This is a genomic window from Phytobacter sp. V69 (assembly GCF_965644215.1).
Classification (GTDB): domain Bacteria; phylum Pseudomonadota; class Gammaproteobacteria; order Enterobacterales; family Enterobacteriaceae; genus Phytobacter.
Map to the genome: position 1 here is coordinate 19608 of NZ_CBFFRL010000021.1, position 18706 is coordinate 38313.

Consider the following 18706-nt stretch of genomic DNA (forward strand, 5'->3'; position numbering starts at 1 on the left):
AATCCGTTTATTTCAACTCAAGCGGCCAGTGCACATAGCTTTGCCACTGACTTTCCTGCTCAATCAACTCTGCACCCAGCGGATGGCTTTCCAGCCAGCCTTGCGGCAGTACCAGAGTCAATGCTTCCCCTTTGGCCATGATGTCGATACACGGCAGAAGATCATCGCGGCGACGGCTGGCAAAAATAATGGCCAGACGAAGCAAGCGGCAAAGGTGTTCAGCCACGCGAGGCGGGACGGCATTTTGCTGATGAAGAGAAGAGAGATCGACCGGATTGGTCTGGTTTAAGAGCAGCGTTGCGAGCAGTTTTTTCTGCGCAGGTGTGAAACCCGGTAAGTCCAGATTACGCACCAGCCAGGCCGCGTGCAGCGGAGCCTGTTTAAACTCAATGCTTAAGCCAATTTCGTGAAGTTCACTGGCAACTTGCAGGATTTCGATACTGTAAGCATCCAGATCCCAGCCAGTTGCCACCTCATCAGCAAATTGCGTTGCCAGGGTGGAAACACGTTTTGCCTGATCGGTGTCGATGATAAAGCGGCGCTGGATATTACGCAGTGTGCGACGACGAATGTCCTGATCGACGGTCAGATGCAGCATGCCGTAAACCAGCCCTTCACGCAGTGCGCCACCTGCCAGCGTCATGCTTTGGATATTCATCTCGGTGAAAATGGCGATGAGGATAGCCAGCCCGCTTGGGAAAACCAACGCACGCTCCAGCGTGAGGCCTTCAATCTCCAGCTCTTCCAGACGCCCGCACTGGATGGCGCGTTGTTTTAACTGCTGGAGTTTGGTGAGGGTAATGCGTTCATCCATCCCCTGCGCCATCATGATTTCCTGCAATGCCTGGACGGTACCGGAAGCACCAACGCAGACCTGCCAGCCGTGACGGCGGAGTTCGTCAGCAACCGGACGTAACACATCGCGCGCGGCTTTTTCTGCTGCGTCGAAATTTTCCTGCCCGAGGTTGCGATCGGTGAAAAAGCGCTCAAGCCAGGTGACGCAGCCCATCGACAGGCTGAATAGCGAGGTGGCCTGCGCTCCTGTGCCGGTAACGAGTTCGGTACTGGCTCCGCCAATATCGACGACCAGACGCTGGTCAGAGCCGCCAGTTGTATGCGCAACGCCCTGATAGATCAGGCGTGCTTCTTCCTCACCGCTGATGACCTGCACCGGGCAGCCGAGGATTTCTTGCGCTTTGCTGATGAACTCACCGGCATTCGTTGCCAGACGCAATGTGGCCGTAGCGACGACACGAATCTGTGCCGGGGGTATATCCTGAAGCCGTTCAGAAAAAAGACGCAGACACTGCCAGCCGCGTTCCATCGCTTCCTGCGAAAGCACATTTTCCTGGCTCAAACCCGCAGCCAGGCGGACTTTGCGTTTGATGCGGGTGAGCGTCTGGATGCTTCCAGCCACCTCGCGCACAACCAGCATATGAAAACTGTTTGAGCCTAAATCAATAGCCGCATAGAGCGAGGCGGAAGCGAGCATGTTTTTTAACCTGAACGACGACTATTACGTGGCGCACCGCTGCGGCGCGGGCCATTGCCAGAGCGCGGACGCGTCAGGCGTTTTGCCGGAGGCAGCTCGCTTAGCAGGGCGTCCGGATTGTACTTGCTCACCGGAATAGAGTGCCCAATGTAGGTTTCAATCGCCGGCAGGTTCAGTGCGTACTCTTCACACGCCAGGCTGATGGAATGCCCACTGGCGCCAGCACGGCCGGTACGGCCAATACGGTGCACGTAGTCTTCACAGTCGTCCGGCAGATCATAGTTGAATACGTGTGTCACGGCAGGAATATGCAGACCACGCGCGGCAACGTCCGTTGCAACCAGAATATCCAGATCGCCGCGGGTGAATTCTTCGAGAATACGCAGGCGTTTTTTCTGCGCGACGTCACCAGTCAGCAGACCAACACGATGACCGTCTGCGGCCAGGCTGCCCCAAATATCTTCACAACGGTGTTTGGTATTGGCAAAGACGATCGCGCGGTCCGGCCACTCTTCTTCGAGCAGCGTTTGCAGCAGGCGCATTTTCTCTTCGTTAGAAGGGTAGAAGAGCTCTTCTTTAATTCGGTGGCCTGTTTTCTGCTCCGGTTCGACTTCCACGTACTCGGCGTTGTTCATCTGCTCGAACGCCAGCTCGCGTACACGGTAAGAGAGGGTTGCGGAGAAGAGCATGTTCAGACGCGCAGTTGCCGGAGGCATGCGGCGGAACAACCAGCGAATGTCTTTGATAAAGCCAAGATCGTACATACGATCGGCTTCGTCGAGAACCGCGACCTGAATCGCGCCCAGGTTAATATGATTCTGTTTTGCGTAATCGATCAGGCGACCGGTGGTGCCGATAAGAATATCGACGCCGCTTTCAAGCACTTTTAACTGCTTGTCATAACCGTCGCCGCCATAGGCCAGGCCCAGCTTCATGCCGGTAGATTGTGCCAGCGGTTCAGCATCAGCATGAATTTGCACAGCTAATTCACGTGTTGGCGCCATAATAAGCGCGCGCGGCTGATTCACCTTGCGATCATCGATAGCCGGATGAGAGAGAAGATAATGAAACGTTGACGTTAAAAACGCCATCGTTTTGCCAGTACCGGTTTGCGCCTGCCCTGCAACGTCACGACCTTCCAGCGTCAGCGGGAGAGCCAGTGCCTGTATGGGCGTACAATTATGAAACCCTTTATTTTCAAGGGCTTCAATCACCTTAGGGTGCAGGGCGAAGTCGGAAAACTTCTGTTCAGTTAAATGTGTTTTGCTCATAGTGTGGTAGAATATCAGCTTACTATTGCTTTACGAAAGCGTATCCGGTGAAATAAAGTCAACCTTTAGTTGGTTAATGTGGCATCAACACGTTGCTGTTTTATGCTACACCAACACACCAGGCTTATTCCTGTGGAGTTATATATGAGCGATAAAATTATTCACCTGACTGACGATAGTTTTGACACGGATGTACTCAAAGCGGACGGGCTGGTTCTCGTCGATTTCTGGGCAGAGTGGTGCGGTCCGTGCAAAATGATCGCCCCGATCCTGGATGAAGTCGCTAGCGAATACGAAGGCAAACTGACCGTCGCGAAGCTGAATATCGACCAGAATCCAGGTACCGCGCCGAAGTACGGGATCCGTGGCATTCCGACCCTGCTGCTGTTCAAAAACGGCGATGTGGCAGCGACCAAAGTGGGCGCGCTGTCCAAAGGTCAACTGAAAGAGTTCCTGGACGCTAACCTGGCGTAACCCCTCGAATCTCAGCCGGTGCGCCAGCCTTCTAAATTATGTGGATCGCTGGACGCCCGGCTTCAGTCGTGCTAACTTAGTTTTGACTTCGTTGTAAACATACCTTGTAGTTTGAATCTTGTGTTACCCGATGCTTCCCGTTGAGATTGACCTCGCGAGAGAAGCGGATAGATTCCGGGCTTGTCACTTTTCCGTCTTGTCGTTTCAGTTCTGCGTATTTACCTTTGACCAGGCAGCGATTGGACATAAGTGATGGCCGTTAACAGGCATGGATGACCCTGCCATACCATTCACAACATTAAGTTCGAGTTTTACCCCGAGTTTAAGAACCCACACCACTATGAATCTTACCGAATTAAAGAACACGCCGGTTTCTGAGCTGATCACTCTCGGCGAAAATATGGGTCTGGAAAACCAGGCACGTATGCGCAAGCAGGACATCATTTTCGCCATCCTGAAGCAGCACGCGAAGAGTGGCGAGGATATCTTTGGCGACGGTGTGCTGGAGATACTGCAGGATGGATTTGGTTTCCTCCGTTCCGCAGACAGCTCCTACCTCGCCGGCCCTGATGATATCTACGTTTCCCCCAGCCAAATCCGTCGTTTCAACCTCCGCACTGGTGACACCATCTCTGGTAAGATTCGTCCTCCGAAAGAGGGTGAGCGTTACTTTGCGCTGTTGAAAGTTAATGAAGTTAACTACGACAAGCCGGAAAACTCGCGCAACAAGATCCTGTTCGAGAACTTAACCCCGCTGCACGCAAACTCTCGTCTGCGTATGGAACGTGGTAACGGTTCTACCGAAGACTTAACCGCTCGCGTACTGGATCTGGCATCGCCGATCGGTCGCGGCCAGCGTGGCCTGATTGTGGCACCGCCGAAAGCGGGTAAAACCATGCTGCTGCAGAATATTGCGCAGAGCATCGCTTACAACCACCCGGATTGCGTACTGATGGTTCTGCTCATCGACGAACGTCCGGAAGAAGTGACCGAGATGCAGCGTCTGGTTAAAGGTGAAGTTGTTGCTTCTACCTTTGACGAACCGGCATCCCGTCACGTTCAGGTTGCGGAAATGGTTATCGAGAAAGCGAAACGTCTGGTTGAACATAAGAAAGACGTTATTATCCTGCTCGACTCCATCACCCGTCTGGCGCGTGCTTATAACACCGTGGTTCCGGCTTCCGGTAAAGTGCTGACCGGTGGTGTGGACGCCAACGCCCTGCACCGTCCGAAACGCTTCTTCGGTGCCGCACGTAACGTCGAAGAGGGTGGTAGCCTGACTATCATCGCGACCGCGCTTATCGATACCGGCTCCAAAATGGACGAAGTTATTTACGAAGAGTTTAAAGGCACCGGTAACATGGAGCTGCACCTCTCCCGTAAAATTGCTGAAAAACGCGTCTTCCCGGCTATCGACTACAACCGTTCCGGTACCCGTAAAGAAGAGCTGCTCACCACGCAAGAAGAGCTGCAGAAAATGTGGATCCTGCGCAAAATCATCCATCCGATGGGTGAAATCGACGCGATGGAGTTCCTCATCAATAAGCTGGCAATGACGAAGACGAATGATGAATTCTTCGACATGATGAAACGCTCTTAATACAAATAAACCTCCGAAACGCCACGTTTTTACGTGGCGTTTTTCATTTATGGACTATACGCTATATGCATTGGGACAGGCATCGTCCGCTACAGGCCAACTCAACACAAATATCAAAGCAATCAATATTCTGCTTGCTTAATAAATAGACTAAATCGCCTGTGAATGACCTGCTTTCTCCTTTTTGGAGTGCGGCATCGTCGTTATACTGCCAGGATTAACATTCGCTGAGAGCATGCATTGTGAATTTACTCACTGCGTTTACTGAATTATTCAGTATTTTCTTATTCACCACCGCATTTTTATTCTTTGCCCGCAAAATGGCGAAGCGCATCGGTTTGGTGGATAAGCCCAACTTTCGTAAACGGCATCAGGGTTTGATTCCGCTGGTTGGGGGGATCTCAGTGTTCGCGGGTATCTGTTTCACCTTCGGCATTGCTGACTACTACATCCCTCACTCGGCGCTGTATCTGTTCTGCGCCGGTGTTCTGGTGTTCGTGGGCGCGCTTGATGACCGCTACGATATCAGCGTCAAAATCCGCGCCCTGATTCAGGCGCTTATCGCGATCGTTATGATGACGGTCGGTAAACTCTATTTAAGCAGTCTGGGGTACATCTTCGGTACCTGGGAAATGGTGCTTGGCCCGTTTGGCTATCTGTTAACGCTGTTCGCCGTCTGGGCCGCTATCAATGCTTTTAACATGGTGGACGGCATTGACGGTTTGCTGGGCGGCTTGTCCTGCGTCTCCTTCGCCGCCATTGGCATCATTTTGTGGTTTGATGGCCAAATCAGCCTTGCGATGTGGTGCTTTGCGATGATTGCCGCCATCCTGCCATACATTCTGTTGAATCTCGGGGTGCTGGGGCGGCGCTACAAAGTCTTTATGGGCGATGCCGGCAGCACCTTTATCGGCTTCACCCTGATCTGGATCTTGCTTGAAACCACGCAGGGAAAGACCCACCCTATCAGCCCGGTTACCGCGCTGTGGATTATCGCGATTCCGTTAATGGATATGGTGGCGATCATGTATCGCCGCCTGCGTAAAGGCATGAGCCCTTTCTCAGCGGATCGCCAGCACATTCACCATCTCATCATGCGTGCCGGGTTTACCTCACGGCAGGCCTTCGTGTTGATTACCTTTGCCGCCGCGTTGTTTGCGTCAGTTGGCGTGATCACTGAATACCTTCACTTCATTCCTGAATGGGTGATGTTGGCATTATTTTTGCTATCCTTCTTCTTATATGGCTACTGTATCAAGCGCGCATGGAAAGTGGCGCGGTTGATAAAGCGTGTGAAGCGCAGAATGCGCCGTAACAGCGCTCAAAAACCAACCTTAACCAAGTAAATCTGGGAAAGCGATGACTCAACCATTGTCAGGAGCACCTACAGCGGGTACGGAAAACGAGCTGGATATTCGTGGTCTGTTTCGTACCTTATGGGCCGGAAAGTTATGGATTTGCGGGATTGCGCTACTGTTTGCGCTAATCGCCTTAATCTGGACATTCTTCGCGCGTCAGGAGTGGGGGGCAACGGCCATCACCGATCGACCCACTGTGAACATGCTGGGTGGATTTTATTCTCAGCAACAGTTCCTGCGTAACCTGGATGTGAAAGCGAGCCTTGCCCCTGTAGACCAGGTTTCTGTCATGGACGAAGCGTATAAAGAGTTTGTGATGCAGCTAGCGTCCTGGGATACGCGACGCGATTTCTGGCTGCAGACGGACTATTTCAAGCAGCGGAAAGTGGGCAATAGCAAAGCGGACGCCGCGATGCTGGATGAGTTAATTAACTACATCCAGTACACCCCGGGAGATGTGGTCCGCAACCTGAACGATAACGTCAAACTGACCGCCGAAACCGCGCCGGACGCCAACAATTTGCTGCGTCAGTATGTTGCGTTCGCCAGCCAACGTGCCGCCCGTCATCTGAACGACGAGCTCAAAGGGGCATGGGCGGCGCGCACTATCCAAATGAAGGCGCAGGTGAAGCGTCAGGAAGAGATCGCGAAAACCATTTTCAACCGCCGCGTGGACAACATCGAACAGGCGCTAAAAGTGGCAGAACAGCACAATATTTCCCGCAGTGAAACGGAAGTGCCGCCGGACGAACTGCCGGATTCGGAAATGTTTTTGCTAGGCCGTCCGATGTTGCAGGCGCGCCTGGAGAATTTACGGGCGGTAGGGCCTGACTACGATCTGGACTACTTCCAAAATCGAGCCATGCTTAATACGCTGAATGTTGGCCCCACACTTGATCCCCGTTTTCAGACTTATCGATATTTGCGCACGCCGGAAGAACCGGTAAAACGCGATAGCCCGCGTCGTGCCTTCCTGATGATCATGTGGGGTGTTGTAGGGGCACTCATTGGCGCAGGCGTTGCACTAACGCGTCGTCGCTCATTCTGACACGCTGTCTAAAATGAAGGCTTCGGCCTTCATTACCTAATCGAAGAGAATCGTTGTGAAAGTACTGACCGTATTTGGCACACGACCAGAAGCCATCAAGATGGCTCCTCTGGTACACGCGCTGGCAAGGGACCCTGATTTCGACGCTAAGGTATGCGTCACTGCGCAGCATCGGGAAATGCTCGATCAGGTATTGAATCTTTTTTCTATCGTCCCGGATTTCGACCTGAATATTATGCGACCCGGGCAAGGGCTGACAGAAATTACCTGCCGGATTCTGGAAGGACTCAAACCTATTCTGGAATCTTTCCGTCCGGATGTGGTGCTGGTTCACGGCGACACGACTACCACGATTGCCGCCAGTTTGGCTGCGTTTTATCAGCGTATTCCTGTCGGGCATGTGGAGGCGGGGTTGCGCACGGGCGATCTGTCATCCCCGTGGCCGGAAGAGGCTAATCGCACGCTTACCGGACATCTGGCGCTTTATCATTTTGCGCCGACAGAGAACTCGCGCCACAATTTGCTGCGGGAAAACGTCGCGGATAAACACATTTTTGTTACCGGCAATACCGTTATCGACGCCCTGTTTTGGGTGCGCGACAGCGTGCTGAATAACCCTTCACTTGAGGAAGAGTTGGCAGCCCGTTATCCCTTCCTCGACAGTAATAAAAAACTGATTTTGGTTACCGGCCACCGTCGGGAGAGTTTTGGTCTCGGTTTTGAACATATTTGCCATGCGCTGGCCGAAATTGCCGCTCAGCATGACGATGTGCAAATAGTCTATCCGGTACACCTCAATCCCAACGTCAGTGAGCCGGTGAACCGCATCCTTGGTCATGTGGCAAATGTCACGCTGATCGAGCCGCAGGACTATTTGCCCTTTTTGTGGCTGATGAATCGCGCCTGGCTGATTCTCACCGACTCTGGCGGTATTCAGGAAGAAGCCCCGTCTCTTGGCAAGCCGGTACTGGTGATGCGTGATACCACTGAACGCCCGGAAGCCATTGAGGCCGGAACGGTCAGACTCGTTGGAACGGACCGCCAGCGTATCGTTGAAGAGGTCTCACGCCTGCTTCACGACAATGATGCCTGGCAAGCCATGAGCCGAGCGCACAATCCGTATGGAGACGGGCAGGCCTGTGGTCGAATTTTGCATGCACTAAAAAACTATCGGGTAACGCTATGAGTTTCAAAACGATTTCCGTCATTGGCCTTGGCTATATTGGACTGCCAACTGCAGCGGCATTCGCCTCCCGGCAAAAAGAGGTTGTGGGGATTGATATCAACCCACACGCCGTGGAGACCATTAATCGCGGAAAGATTCATATTGTTGAGCCTGAGCTGGATAAAGTCGTCAAAACCGCCGTTGAAGGCGGCTGGCTGCGTGCCAGCACAACACCGGTAGAAGCGGACGCCTATTTAATCGCTGTTCCGACCCCCTTTAAAGGCAAGCACGAGCCGGATATGACCTTTGTCGAAGCGGCGGCGAAATCCATTGCGCCGGTGCTGAAAAAAGGGTCACTGGTGATCCTTGAATCGACATCGCCGGTCGGGGCAACAGAGCAAATGGCCGACTGGCTGGCGGCGGCTCGCCCGGATTTAACCTTCCCGCAGCAGGCCGGAGAGCAGGCTGATATCAATATCGCCTACTGCCCGGAACGCGTTCTGCCGGGTCAGGTGATGGTTGAACTTATCAAGAATGACCGTGTGATTGGCGGCATGACGCCGGTTTGCTCGGCACGAGCCAGCGAGCTGTATAACATTTTCCTCGAAGGCGAGTGCGTGGTGACGAACTCCCGCACCGCGGAAATGTGCAAACTGACGGAAAACAGCTTCCGCGACGTCAACATTGCTTTTGCCAATGAGCTATCGCTCATCTGCGCCGATCAGGGCATTAATGTCTGGGAACTGATTCGCCTGGCCAACCGTCACCCGCGCGTGAATATTCTGCAGCCTGGCCCAGGCGTAGGCGGTCACTGCATTGCCGTCGATCCCTGGTTTATTGTGGCGCAGAACCCGCAACAGGCTCGGCTGATTCGTACCGCGCGTGAAGTGAACGACAGCAAGCCACACTGGGTGTTGAGCCAGGTAAAAGCGACCGTTGCCGATTGCCTGACAGCGAGCGATAAGCGCGCCAGTGACCTCAAAATAGCCTGCTTTGGTCTGGCCTTTAAGCCCAACATTGACGACCTGCGTGAAAGCCCGGCAATGGAAATCGTCCACAGTATTGCCGAGTGGCACAGCGGTGAAACGCTGGTGGTTGAGCCGAACATTCATCAACTGCCTCCGCTTCTGGCAGGCGACAGTACGCTGGTCAGTCTTGACGATGCGCTGGCGCAGGCCGATGTGCTGGTCATGCTGGTCGATCACAAAGAATTCAAAGCGATTGTTGGCGACAACGTGCGCCAGCAATACGTTATTGATACCAAAGGCGTATGGCGCTGAGGTCATTTCCCATGACATTACACGGAAAAATCGACGAGCTGGCATGGGAAAGTGAGTTCTTTGGCCTGCGCAGCGCCATCGTGCGTTTGCAGGACGATGGCCCGGCGCTGGATGCTTCGGCATTCGACGGCTGGGCGCGCCTACAAGCAAAAATTTCCGCATCCAATACGCAACAGCTTGATGCATTGCAACAATTTGGCTTTCGGCTGGTCGAAGGGGAAGCGGATTTCGCCTTACCGGTTCCGGTACTCGCTGTTAATCCGCAGGCACAGACGGCAGTAACGGGCGATATCGGACCATTACGCCAGATGGCCGCGACGATGGTCAGCCAGAGCCGATTTCGCGCGCCCTGGTACCCGGAAGACGCCAGCGGCCGTTTTTACGCGCAGTGGATTGAAAACGCGGTGAAAGGCGTTTTTGACCATGAATGTCTGCTCTTTCGCGGGGTAAATGGCGATATTGAGGCCTTTGTTTCCCTGCGCCAGCTCAACGCGCAGGAAGTGCGGATTGGTTTGCTGGGCGGGCGCGGCGCGGGCGAAAAATTGATGCAGGCGGCCTGCTTCTGGGCGCAACAACGGCAGCTAACGACAATTCGTGTGGCGACGCAGGCGGGTAACCTTGCGGCTATCAGACGCTACATTCGCAGCGGTGCGATAATGGAAAGCACCGCCTATTGGTTATACAGGTGACTCTATGATCCCTTTTAATGCACCTCCTGTAGTGGGAACGGAACTCGACTACATGCAGTCGGCGATGAGCAGCGGTAAGCTTTGTGGCGATGGTGGTTTTACCCGTCGCTGCCAGCAGTGGATGGAACAGCGCTTCCATAGCCCGAAAGTCCTGTTGACCCCGTCCTGCACAGCATCGCTGGAGATGGCGGCGCTACTGCTGGATATTCAGCCTGGCGATGAAGTGATCATGCCAAGCTACACCTTTGTTTCCACGGCCAATGCCTTCGTGCTGCGTGGAGCGAAAATTGTCTTTGTCGATATCCGCCCGGATACGCTGAATATCGATGAAACCCGGATTGAAGAGGCCATCACGGAAAATACCCGTGCCATTGTGCCGGTTCACTATGCCGGTGTGGCCTGCGAAATGGACACCATTATGGCGATTGCCAAACGGCATGATCTGTTTGTGGTGGAAGATGCCGCACAGGGCGTGATGTCTACCTATAAAGGGCGGGCGTTGGGTACCATCGGGCATATTGGCTGCTTTAGCTTCCATGAAACCAAAAATTACACCGCGGGCGGTGAAGGCGGCGCGACGCTGATTAACGATCGCGCGCTGATTGAACGTGCGGAAATTATCCGCGAGAAAGGGACGAACCGCAGTCAATTCTTCCGTGGGCAGGTGGATAAATACACCTGGCGCGATATCGGCTCGAGCTACCTGATGGCGGATTTGCAGGCGGCCTATTTGTGGGCACAGCTTGAAGCGGCGGATCGTATCAATCAGCAACGCTTGTCCCTGTGGCAAACCTATTTCGACGCGCTGTCGCCACTGGCGCGCGCCGGGCGCATTACGCTGCCGTCCATTCCCGAAGAGTGTGGTCATAACGCCCACATGTTTTATATCAAACTGCGTGACGAAGACGATCGTAGCAAGCTTATCGCCTTCCTGAAAGAGGCTGAAATCCTCTCTGTGTTCCATTACATTCCGCTGCACGCATCACCTGCCGGGGCGAAATTTGGTGAGTTCCACGGTGAAGATCGCTACACGACACAAGAAAGTGAGCGTTTGCTTCGTCTGCCTCTGTTCTACAATCTTGCCCCTGTTAACCAGCGTACCGTGATTAACACGTTGCTGAGCTACTTCCGCTAACATGTCGCTGGCAAAAGCTTCTGTCTGGACGGCGGCAAGTACACTCGTCAAGATTGGCGCCGGGCTGCTGGTGGTTAAGCTGCTGGCGCTGGCCTATGGCCCTTCCGGAGTTGGGCAGGCGGGCAATTTCCGCCAGCTTATCATCGTGCTCGGCGTGCTTGCGGGTGCGGGTATCTTCAATGGCGTGACGAAATTTGTCTCCCAGCACCATGACGATCCCTCCCGGTTACGTGATGTCGTCGGGACCTCCTCTGCGATGGTCCTGGGTTTCTCCATGCTACTGGCGCTGATCTTTTTGCTGGCAGCGGCACCTATTAGTCGCGGCCTGTTTGGTCATGCTGACTACCAGGGACTGGTGCGGCTGGTCGCGCTGGTGCAAATGGGGATTGCCTGGGCGAACCTGCTGCTGGCGGTGATGAAAGGCTTTCGCGATGCGGCAGGAAACGCGCTGTCATTGATCATTGGCAGCGTGGTTGGCGTGGTCGCCTGGTACCTCTGCTATAAGCTCGGTGAATACCAGGGGGCGCTGCTGGGTATGGCGCTGGTGCCTGCGCTGGTGGTCTTCCCGGCGATGCTGTTGCTGGTTCGCTGCAGCCACGTACCCTTAAGCTATTTTCGCCCGCGCTGGGATAATGGACTCGCCGGGCAACTCAGCAAGTTCACCCTGATGGCGCTCATTACTTCGGTCACGATCCCGCTGGCCTACGTGATGATGCGAAATCTGCTGGCTGCCCATTACAGCTGGGATGACGTAGGAATCTGGCAAGGGGTAAGCAGTATCTCTGATGCTTATCTACAATTTATTACCGCCTCGTTTAGCGTATACCTGCTGCCCACACTCTCGCGGATGACCACGAAGCAGGACATCACCCGCGAGATCGTGAAATCGCTGCGTTTCGTGTTGCCAGCGGTGGCGACCGTGAGCTTCTGTGTCTGGCTGCTGCGCGATGTGGCTATCTGGCTGCTGTTTTCTGACAAGTTTATGGCGATGCGTGACCTGTTTGCATGGCAGCTGGTCGGGGACGTATTGAAAGTGGGCGCTTACGTTTTTGGTTATCTGGTTATCGCGAAAGCGTCGCTGCGGTTTTATATCCTGGCGGAAGTGAGCCAGTTTGCGTTGCTGACACTCTTTTCCCGCCTTCTGATCCCCACCCATGGCGCGGCAGGGGCGGCACAGGCCTATATGGCAACTTACATAATTTATTTCACCCTCTGTTGTGGCGTGTTTTTACTCTGGCGTAGACGGGCATGACGGCACTCATACACGTACTGGGATCGGATATCCCTCACCATAATCACACCGTGCTGCGTTTCTTCAATGAACATCTCGCGGCAACGGGCACCCATGCCCGCAAATTTATGCTCGCCGGACAGGACGACGGTATGAGCGACGCTTATCCGGCACTGCATCTGCATTTTTATGGCAGTAAGCAGGCGCTGGCGAAGGCGGTTATCGCAAAAGCGCAGGTCGACAGGCAGCAACGTTTCTTTTTCCACGGTCAGTTCAATACCGGTATCTGGCTGGCGCTGCTGCGTGGGGCGATTAAGCGCTCGCAATTTCACTGGCATGCCTGGGGAGCCGATCTCTATGAAGTTTCCCGCAGCCTGAAATTCCGCTTGTTCTACCCGCTGCGACGTCTGGCGCAGGGGCGGGTTGGTACCATCTTTGCTACCCGGGGCGATCTGGCCTGGTTCGCTGACCAGCATCCGGATGTTCGGGGTGAACTGCTCTACTTCCCAACGCGCATGGACCCGACGCTGAATACGCTGGGTTATGAAATGCAGCGCGAGGGTAAACTGACGCTGCTGGTGGGAAACTCCGGCGATCCGAGCAATGAACATATCGCGGCGTTAAAGGCTATCCATCGGCAGTTTGGTGACACGGTCAATATCATCGTGCCTATGGGTTATCCGGCCAATAACGAGATCTATATTGAGCAGGTTCGTCAGGCCGGGCTGGCGCTGTTTAGCCCGAATAATCTGCGTATCCTGAGCGAGAAGATGGCGTTCGATGACTATCTCACGCTGCTAAGCCAGTGCGACCTGGGCTATTTCATCTTCGCGCGTCAGCAAGGTATCGGCACGCTGTGTTTGTTGATTCAGGCGGGTGTGCCCTGCGTGCTGAATCGCAAAAATCCGTTCTGGCGGGATATGGTGGAAGAGGGCGTTCCGGTGCTGTTTACCGATGATATGCTTAACGAAGCGATCATTCGTGAAGCGCAGCGTCAGCTGCTGGCAGTCGACAAAGACGCCATCACCTTCTTTAGTCCGAACTTTATTGCACCCTGGCACCAGGCGCTGCGCATTGCCGCAGGGGAGGCGTGATGAGTCCGCTTGAATTCAGTGGGTTGCTGATCATTTGGCTGCTGGCGACGTTGTTTATCGCTACGCTAACGTGGTTTGAGTTCCGCCGCGTGCGTTTTAACTTCAACGTCTTCTTTTCGTTGCTGTTTTTGCTGACATTTTTCTTCGGTTTTCCCTTAACCAGCATCCTGGTGTTTCGCTTCGATGTTGGCGTGGCGCCACCGGGTATTATGTTGCAGTCTTTTCTGGCTGCGGCCTGTTTTTATGGCGTTTACTATATCTCGTACAAAACGCGGCTACGTCCCTCATCCCGCGTGGTGGGCCGTTGTCCGCTGTTTACCGTGAACCGGGTGGAAACGCATCTGACCTGCGCGATGCTGATGGCCATTGCGCTGGTGAGTGTGGGTATCTTCTTTATGCATAACGGCTTTTTGCTGTTTCGCCTGCATTCCTATAGCCAGATTTTTTCCAGCGAAGTCTCCGGCGTTGCGCTCAAACGGTTCTTCTATTTCTTTATCCCCGCCATGCTGGTGGTCTATTTCCTGCGCCAGGATGGGCGCGCGTGGCTGTTTTTCCTGGTAAGTACCGTGGCGTTTGGCCTGCTGACCTACATGATTGTCGGCGGGACGCGCGCTAATATCATTATCGCTTTCGCTATTTTCTTGTTTATAGGCATTATTCGCGGCTGGATTTCGCTGTGGATGCTGGCAGCGGCAGGCGTGATGGGAATCGTGGGTATGTTCTGGCTGGCGCTTAAACGCTACGGGCTGAATGTCAGCGGCGATGAGGCGTTCTATACCTTCCTGTATCTCACTCGTGACACCTTCTCGCCCTGGGAAAACCTGTCGTTGCTGCTGCAAAATTACGACAAGATTGATTTCCAGGGGCTGGCCCCGATTGTCCGTGATTTCTATGTCTTTATTCCCACCTGGCTGTGGCCTTCACGTCCGGGCATTGTGCTGAATTCGGCGAACTACTTTACGTGGGAAGTGCTGAATAACCACTCGGGCCTGGCGATTTCCCCAACTCTGATCGGTTCGCTGGTGGTGATGGGCGGCGTCTGGTTTATTCCGCTGGGCGCGGTGGTGGTTGGGCTGATTATCAAGTGGTTTGACTGGCTGTACACACTTGGTAATCGGGAGACCAACCGCTACAAGGCCGCCATTTTGCACAGTTTCTGTTTTGGTGCCATCTTCAATATGATCGTGCTGGCGCGAGAAGGGCTGGATGCGTTTGCTTCGCGCGTGGTCTTTTTCCTCGTCATCTTTGGCGCCTGCCTGCTGATGGCGAAGCTGCTGTACTGGCTTTTTGATAGTGCCGGGTTGATTAACAAACGCGGCACACCCCTGTCGCAAGTCTGACTAAGGATACGAATGACTGACAACACAGTGGCTCCGGTGTATGAGCTGCGCGGGCTAAAACTAATTGGCTGGCGTGATTTGCAGCATGCACTGGACTATTTATATGCCGATGGCGCACTTAAGGAAGGAACCCTGGTCGCTATCAACGCCGAGAAAATGCTTACCATCGAGGACAACCCACAGGTGAGGTCGCTGATTGAGGCGGCCGAATTCAAATATGCCGATGGTATTAGCGTGGTGCGATCGATCCGCAAAAAATTTCCTCAGGCGTGCGTTGATCGCGTCGCCGGTGCCGATCTCTGGGAAGCGCTAATGGAAAGGGCGGGTCGCGAAGGTACGCCAGTGTTCCTGCTGGGCGGCAAGCCTGACGTGCTGGAGCAAACGGAAGATAAGCTGCGTAAGCAGTGGCAGGTCAATATCGTCGGCAGCCAGGACGGTTATTTCCGTGCCGAAGACAGACAGGCGCTGTTTGCGCGTATCCGCGCGAGCGGGGCAAAAATCGTGACCGTTGCGATGGGCTCGCCGCGCCAGGAGATACTGATGCGCGATTGCCGCGAAGTCTATCCTGGTGCCCTCTATATGGGGGTTGGCGGAACTTACGACGTTTTTACTGGCTATGTCAAACGTGCGCCAGCGATCTGGCAGCGGCTGGGGCTCGAGTGGTTATATCGCTTGCTGTCGCAGCCCAGTCGCCTCACCCGACAGCTTCGCTTGTTGCGTTATTTGTCCTGGCATTACCGCGGTAACCTGTAATTTTCTCCTGCCATGCCCCGTCTAAGTGGGGCATTCGCTTTTTTATTGTGCGATACCCAGATTTTTTTTACACATCGTTTGCCATTTTATTCAATTTAAGAAACCATTCGCTCACTCAATGCATCATCTCGGTATATTTTGCGCGGTTATCGCCTCCGGGAGGGCTTTGACGCACGTTACTCTCATAAAAACAACCCGCACAGCGGGAAAGTTGCAAACACGACAGAGGTTATATGGCTGAAAACAAACCCGAGCTCCAGCGCGGCCTGGAGTCTCGTCACATTGAATTAATTGCCCTGGGCGGCACGATAGGGGTGGGTCTCTTTATGGGGGCCGCAAGCACCCTGAAATGGGCAGGTCCTTCCGTGCTACTGGCGTACATCATCGCCGGGCTTTTTGTCTTCTTCATTATGCGTTCGATGGGCGAAATGCTCTTCCTGGAACCCGTTACCGGTTCCTTCGCCGTTTACGCGCACCGTTACATGAGCCCCTTCTTTGGTTATCTCACCGCCTGGTCCTACTGGTTTATGTGGATGGCGGTGGGTATCTCTGAAATTACGGCCATCGGCGTTTATGTCCAGTTCTGGTTCCCGGATTTAGCGCAGTGGATACCCGCGCTGATTGCCGTTGGACTGGTCGCGGTCGCGAACCTTGCGGCGGTGCGCCTGTACGGTGAAATTGAATTCTGGTTTGCGATGATTAAAGTTACCACCATCATCGTGATGATCATCGTCGGGCTGGGCGTTATCTTCTTTGGTTTTGGTAATGGCGGCCACGCGATTGGCTTTAGCAACCTGACCGAGCATGGCGGTTTCTTTGCCGGCGGCTGGAAGGGCTTCCTGACGGCGCTGTGTATCGTGGTGGCGTCTTATCAGGGCGTTGAGCTTATCGGTATCACCGCCGGTGAAGCGAAAAACCCGCAGGTGACGCTGCGTAGCGCGGTTAGCAAGGTGCTGTGGCGCATCCTGATTTTTTATGTGGGCGCGATCTTCGTTATCGTCACTATCTTCCCGTGGAATGAAATTGGCACCAACGGTAGCCCGTTTGTTCTGACCTTCGCGAAAATCGGCATCACGGCCGCGGCAGGCATCATCAACTTTGTGGTGCTGACGGCGGCACTGTCTGGCTGTAACAGCGGTATGTACAGCTGTGGACGTATGCTTTACGCACTGGCAAAGAACCGCCAACTGCCGGCGGGCGTGGCGAAAGTGTCGAAAAACGGCGTTCCCGTTGCCGGTGTGACCATTTCTATCATCATTCTGCTGATTGGCTCCTGCCTGAACTACATTATTCCTAACCCGCAGCGCGTGTTCGTCTATGTGTATAGCGCCAGCGTACTGCCGGGTATGGTGCCGTGGTTCGTGATTCTGATTAGCCAACTGCGATTCCGTCATGCGCATCGTCAGGCGATTGCCAGCCATCCGTTCCGCTCCGTGCTGTTCCCGTGGGCGAACTACGCGACCATGGCATTCCTGGTGTGCGTGCTGATTGGTATGGCCTTCAATGAAGATACCCGTATGTCACTGTTTGTCGGCATCATCTTTATGGCCGCAGTGAGCGTTATTTATAAGGTGCTGGGTTTAAACCGCCACGCTGTGACGCAGCGAGTGGGGGAATAATCAGCAAAATGCGCAAAGCATAACCAAACGCGCATTTTATTTAAAAAGGCACTAGACAGAGGGGGGGGAAGTCCGTATTATCCACCCCCGCAACGGCGCTAAGCGCCCGTAGCTCAGCTGGATAGAGCGCTGCCCTCCGGAGGCAGAGGTCTCAGGTTCGAATCCTGTCGGGCGCACCATTTAACCCGGTGCTTGATGAGCTGCGGTGGTCTGTGAAATTACAGGGCCGCGTGAAAAGATTTGTAGTGGTGGCTATAGCTCAGTTGGTAGAGCCCTGGATTGTGATTCCAGTTGTCGTGGGTTCGAGTCCCATTAGCCACCCCATTATTTAGTAGTAAAAAGTTTCGTGGAATGCGAAGGTGGCGGAATTGGTAGACGCGCTAGCTTCAGGTGTTAGTGTCCTTAGGATGTGGGGGTTCGAGTCCCCCCCCTCGCACCACAACTTAGATTGAACAAAAAATTCAAAAAGCAGTACATCGGCGAGTAGCGCAGCTTGGTAGCGCAACTGGTTTGGGACCAGTGGGTCGGAGGTTCGAATCCTCTCTCGCCGACCACTTTTGAACCCCGCTTGAATAAAGCGGGGTTTTTTGTTTTCTGCATTCCGTAAAACCTCTTTTTTAGGGTGTTGCGTATCAGCGACAACCCAACTCATCTTTGTCGCCGATTGGTGACATTTAATTTCTTGTTTTATAAGTGATTGACTGTCTGGCATGGCTGCTGTCTCCTGGTGGCGACAATAACGCGTCTGACGCGACAGAAAAACAGGGACGTTTGCCGCCGCAAGGCCCGGATTTCCTGTTATCTGAAAAGAAATTAAGCGTGCGGATTTGCTGATGCGAACCTGGCACATTATGTGCAATAATATCCGTGTAGATGCTCATTCCATCTCTTATGTTCGCCATCTGGCCTCATAAACTCAGGAATGATGCAGAGCCGTTTACGGTGCTTATCGTCCACTGACAGATGTCGCTTCGGCCTCATCAAACACCATGGACATTACGTTGAGTGAAGCACCCATTTATGTTGTCAAACAGACCTGTTTTAACGCCTGCTCTCGAGCAGGCGTTTTTTTGTGCACAAAAAACCCCCAGCTAGGCTGGGGGTTCCGGAAAGCTTTCAGCTTTAAGCCAGTTATCAAAACCCCTTTTGATTTGTTA

At 53.8% G+C, this 18706-nt stretch carries 15 protein-coding genes and 4 tRNA genes; 17 read left to right on the forward strand and 2 right to left on the reverse strand.

The window, feature by feature from the left end:
* Positions 1-7: 7 nt before the first annotated feature.
* Complete coding sequence (gene gppA, locus ACSZPU_RS04810; RefSeq protein ID WP_498996038.1) at positions 8-1492, reverse strand: guanosine-5'-triphosphate,3'-diphosphate diphosphatase; 1485 nt, start codon at positions 1490-1492, stop codon at positions 8-10.
* Positions 1493-1497: 5 nt separating this feature from the next.
* On the reverse strand, positions 1498-2763 hold the full coding sequence (gene rhlB / locus ACSZPU_RS04815; protein WP_498996040.1) for an ATP-dependent RNA helicase RhlB: 1266 nt from the start codon (positions 2761-2763) through the stop codon (positions 1498-1500).
* A 144-nt stretch (positions 2764-2907) separates the two neighbouring features.
* On the opposite strand from rhlB, the gene trxA reads away from it, so the two are divergent.
* The 17 genes from trxA to ACSZPU_RS04900 all read left to right on the forward strand — a co-directional run bounded on the left by trxA (position 2908) and on the right by ACSZPU_RS04900 (position 18103).
* Complete coding sequence (gene trxA / locus ACSZPU_RS04820; RefSeq protein ID WP_498996042.1) at positions 2908-3237, forward strand: thioredoxin TrxA; 330 nt, start codon at positions 2908-2910, stop codon at positions 3235-3237.
* Positions 3238-3577: 340 nt separating this feature from the next.
* Entirely contained in the window at positions 3578-4837 is a 1260-nt protein-coding gene (gene rho / locus ACSZPU_RS04825; RefSeq protein ID WP_061706582.1) for a transcription termination factor Rho, read from the forward strand.
* Positions 4838-5079: 242 nt separating this feature from the next.
* Positions 5080-6183 carry a UDP-N-acetylglucosamine--undecaprenyl-phosphate N-acetylglucosaminephosphotransferase gene (gene wecA, locus ACSZPU_RS04830; protein ID WP_498996044.1) on the forward strand — a complete coding sequence of 368 codons (1104 nt, stop codon included), beginning with the start codon at positions 5080-5082 and terminating at the stop codon, positions 6181-6183.
* A gap of 13 nt (positions 6184-6196) precedes the next feature.
* Positions 6197-7243 (forward strand): ECA polysaccharide chain length modulation protein, encoded by a 1047-nt coding sequence (wzzE, locus tag ACSZPU_RS04835; protein WP_498996046.1) that lies wholly within the window; start codon positions 6197-6199, stop codon positions 7241-7243.
* Between the two features lie 55 nt (positions 7244-7298).
* Complete coding sequence (wecB, locus tag ACSZPU_RS04840) at positions 7299-8429, forward strand: non-hydrolyzing UDP-N-acetylglucosamine 2-epimerase (protein ID WP_498996049.1); 1131 nt, start codon at positions 7299-7301, stop codon at positions 8427-8429.
* Entirely contained in the window at positions 8426-9688 is a 1263-nt protein-coding gene (gene wecC, locus ACSZPU_RS04845; RefSeq protein ID WP_498996051.1) for a UDP-N-acetyl-D-mannosamine dehydrogenase, read from the forward strand. Before wecB ends, wecC begins: the two co-directional genes overlap by 4 nt.
* 11 nt (positions 9689-9699) lie before the next feature.
* Complete coding sequence (rffC, locus tag ACSZPU_RS04850; protein ID WP_498996054.1) at positions 9700-10377, forward strand: dTDP-4-amino-4,6-dideoxy-D-galactose acyltransferase; 678 nt, start codon at positions 9700-9702, stop codon at positions 10375-10377.
* Positions 10378-10381: 4 nt separating this feature from the next.
* Positions 10382-11512 (forward strand): dTDP-4-amino-4,6-dideoxygalactose transaminase, encoded by a 1131-nt coding sequence (rffA, locus tag ACSZPU_RS04855; protein WP_498996055.1) that lies wholly within the window; start codon positions 10382-10384, stop codon positions 11510-11512.
* Position 11513: 1 nt separating this feature from the next.
* Positions 11514-12764: a lipid III flippase WzxE gene (gene wzxE, locus ACSZPU_RS04860; protein WP_498996059.1), complete on the forward strand. Its 1251-nt coding sequence runs from the start codon at positions 11514-11516 to the stop codon at positions 12762-12764.
* Entirely contained in the window at positions 12761-13837 is a 1077-nt protein-coding gene (locus ACSZPU_RS04865) for a TDP-N-acetylfucosamine:lipid II N-acetylfucosaminyltransferase (protein ID WP_498996061.1), read from the forward strand. The genes wzxE and ACSZPU_RS04865 overlap by 4 nt, the downstream gene beginning before the upstream one ends.
* Positions 13837-15177 (forward strand): ECA oligosaccharide polymerase, encoded by a 1341-nt coding sequence (wzyE, locus tag ACSZPU_RS04870; RefSeq protein ID WP_498996064.1) that lies wholly within the window; start codon positions 13837-13839, stop codon positions 15175-15177. The genes ACSZPU_RS04865 and wzyE overlap by 1 nt, the downstream gene beginning before the upstream one ends.
* 12 nt (positions 15178-15189) lie before the next feature.
* The gene (gene wecG / locus ACSZPU_RS04875; protein WP_498996068.1) at positions 15190-15930 is read left to right on the forward strand and encodes a lipopolysaccharide N-acetylmannosaminouronosyltransferase; all 741 of its coding nucleotides are present in this window, start codon (positions 15190-15192) and stop codon (positions 15928-15930) included.
* Positions 15931-16163: 233 nt separating this feature from the next.
* Positions 16164-17549 (forward strand): bifunctional threonine/serine APC transporter ThrP, encoded by a 1386-nt coding sequence (thrP, locus tag ACSZPU_RS04880; RefSeq protein WP_498996069.1) that lies wholly within the window; start codon positions 16164-16166, stop codon positions 17547-17549.
* A 102-nt stretch (positions 17550-17651) separates the two neighbouring features.
* Positions 17652-17728: transfer RNA gene (locus ACSZPU_RS04885), tRNA-Arg, on the forward strand.
* Between the two features lie 69 nt (positions 17729-17797).
* Positions 17798-17873, forward strand: a tRNA-His gene (locus tag ACSZPU_RS04890).
* A gap of 29 nt (positions 17874-17902) precedes the next feature.
* A tRNA-Leu gene (locus ACSZPU_RS04895) sits at positions 17903-17988 on the forward strand.
* 38 nt (positions 17989-18026) lie between these two features.
* Positions 18027-18103 (forward strand) — tRNA-Pro (locus ACSZPU_RS04900).
* The last annotated feature ends 603 nt before the right edge of the window (positions 18104-18706 follow it).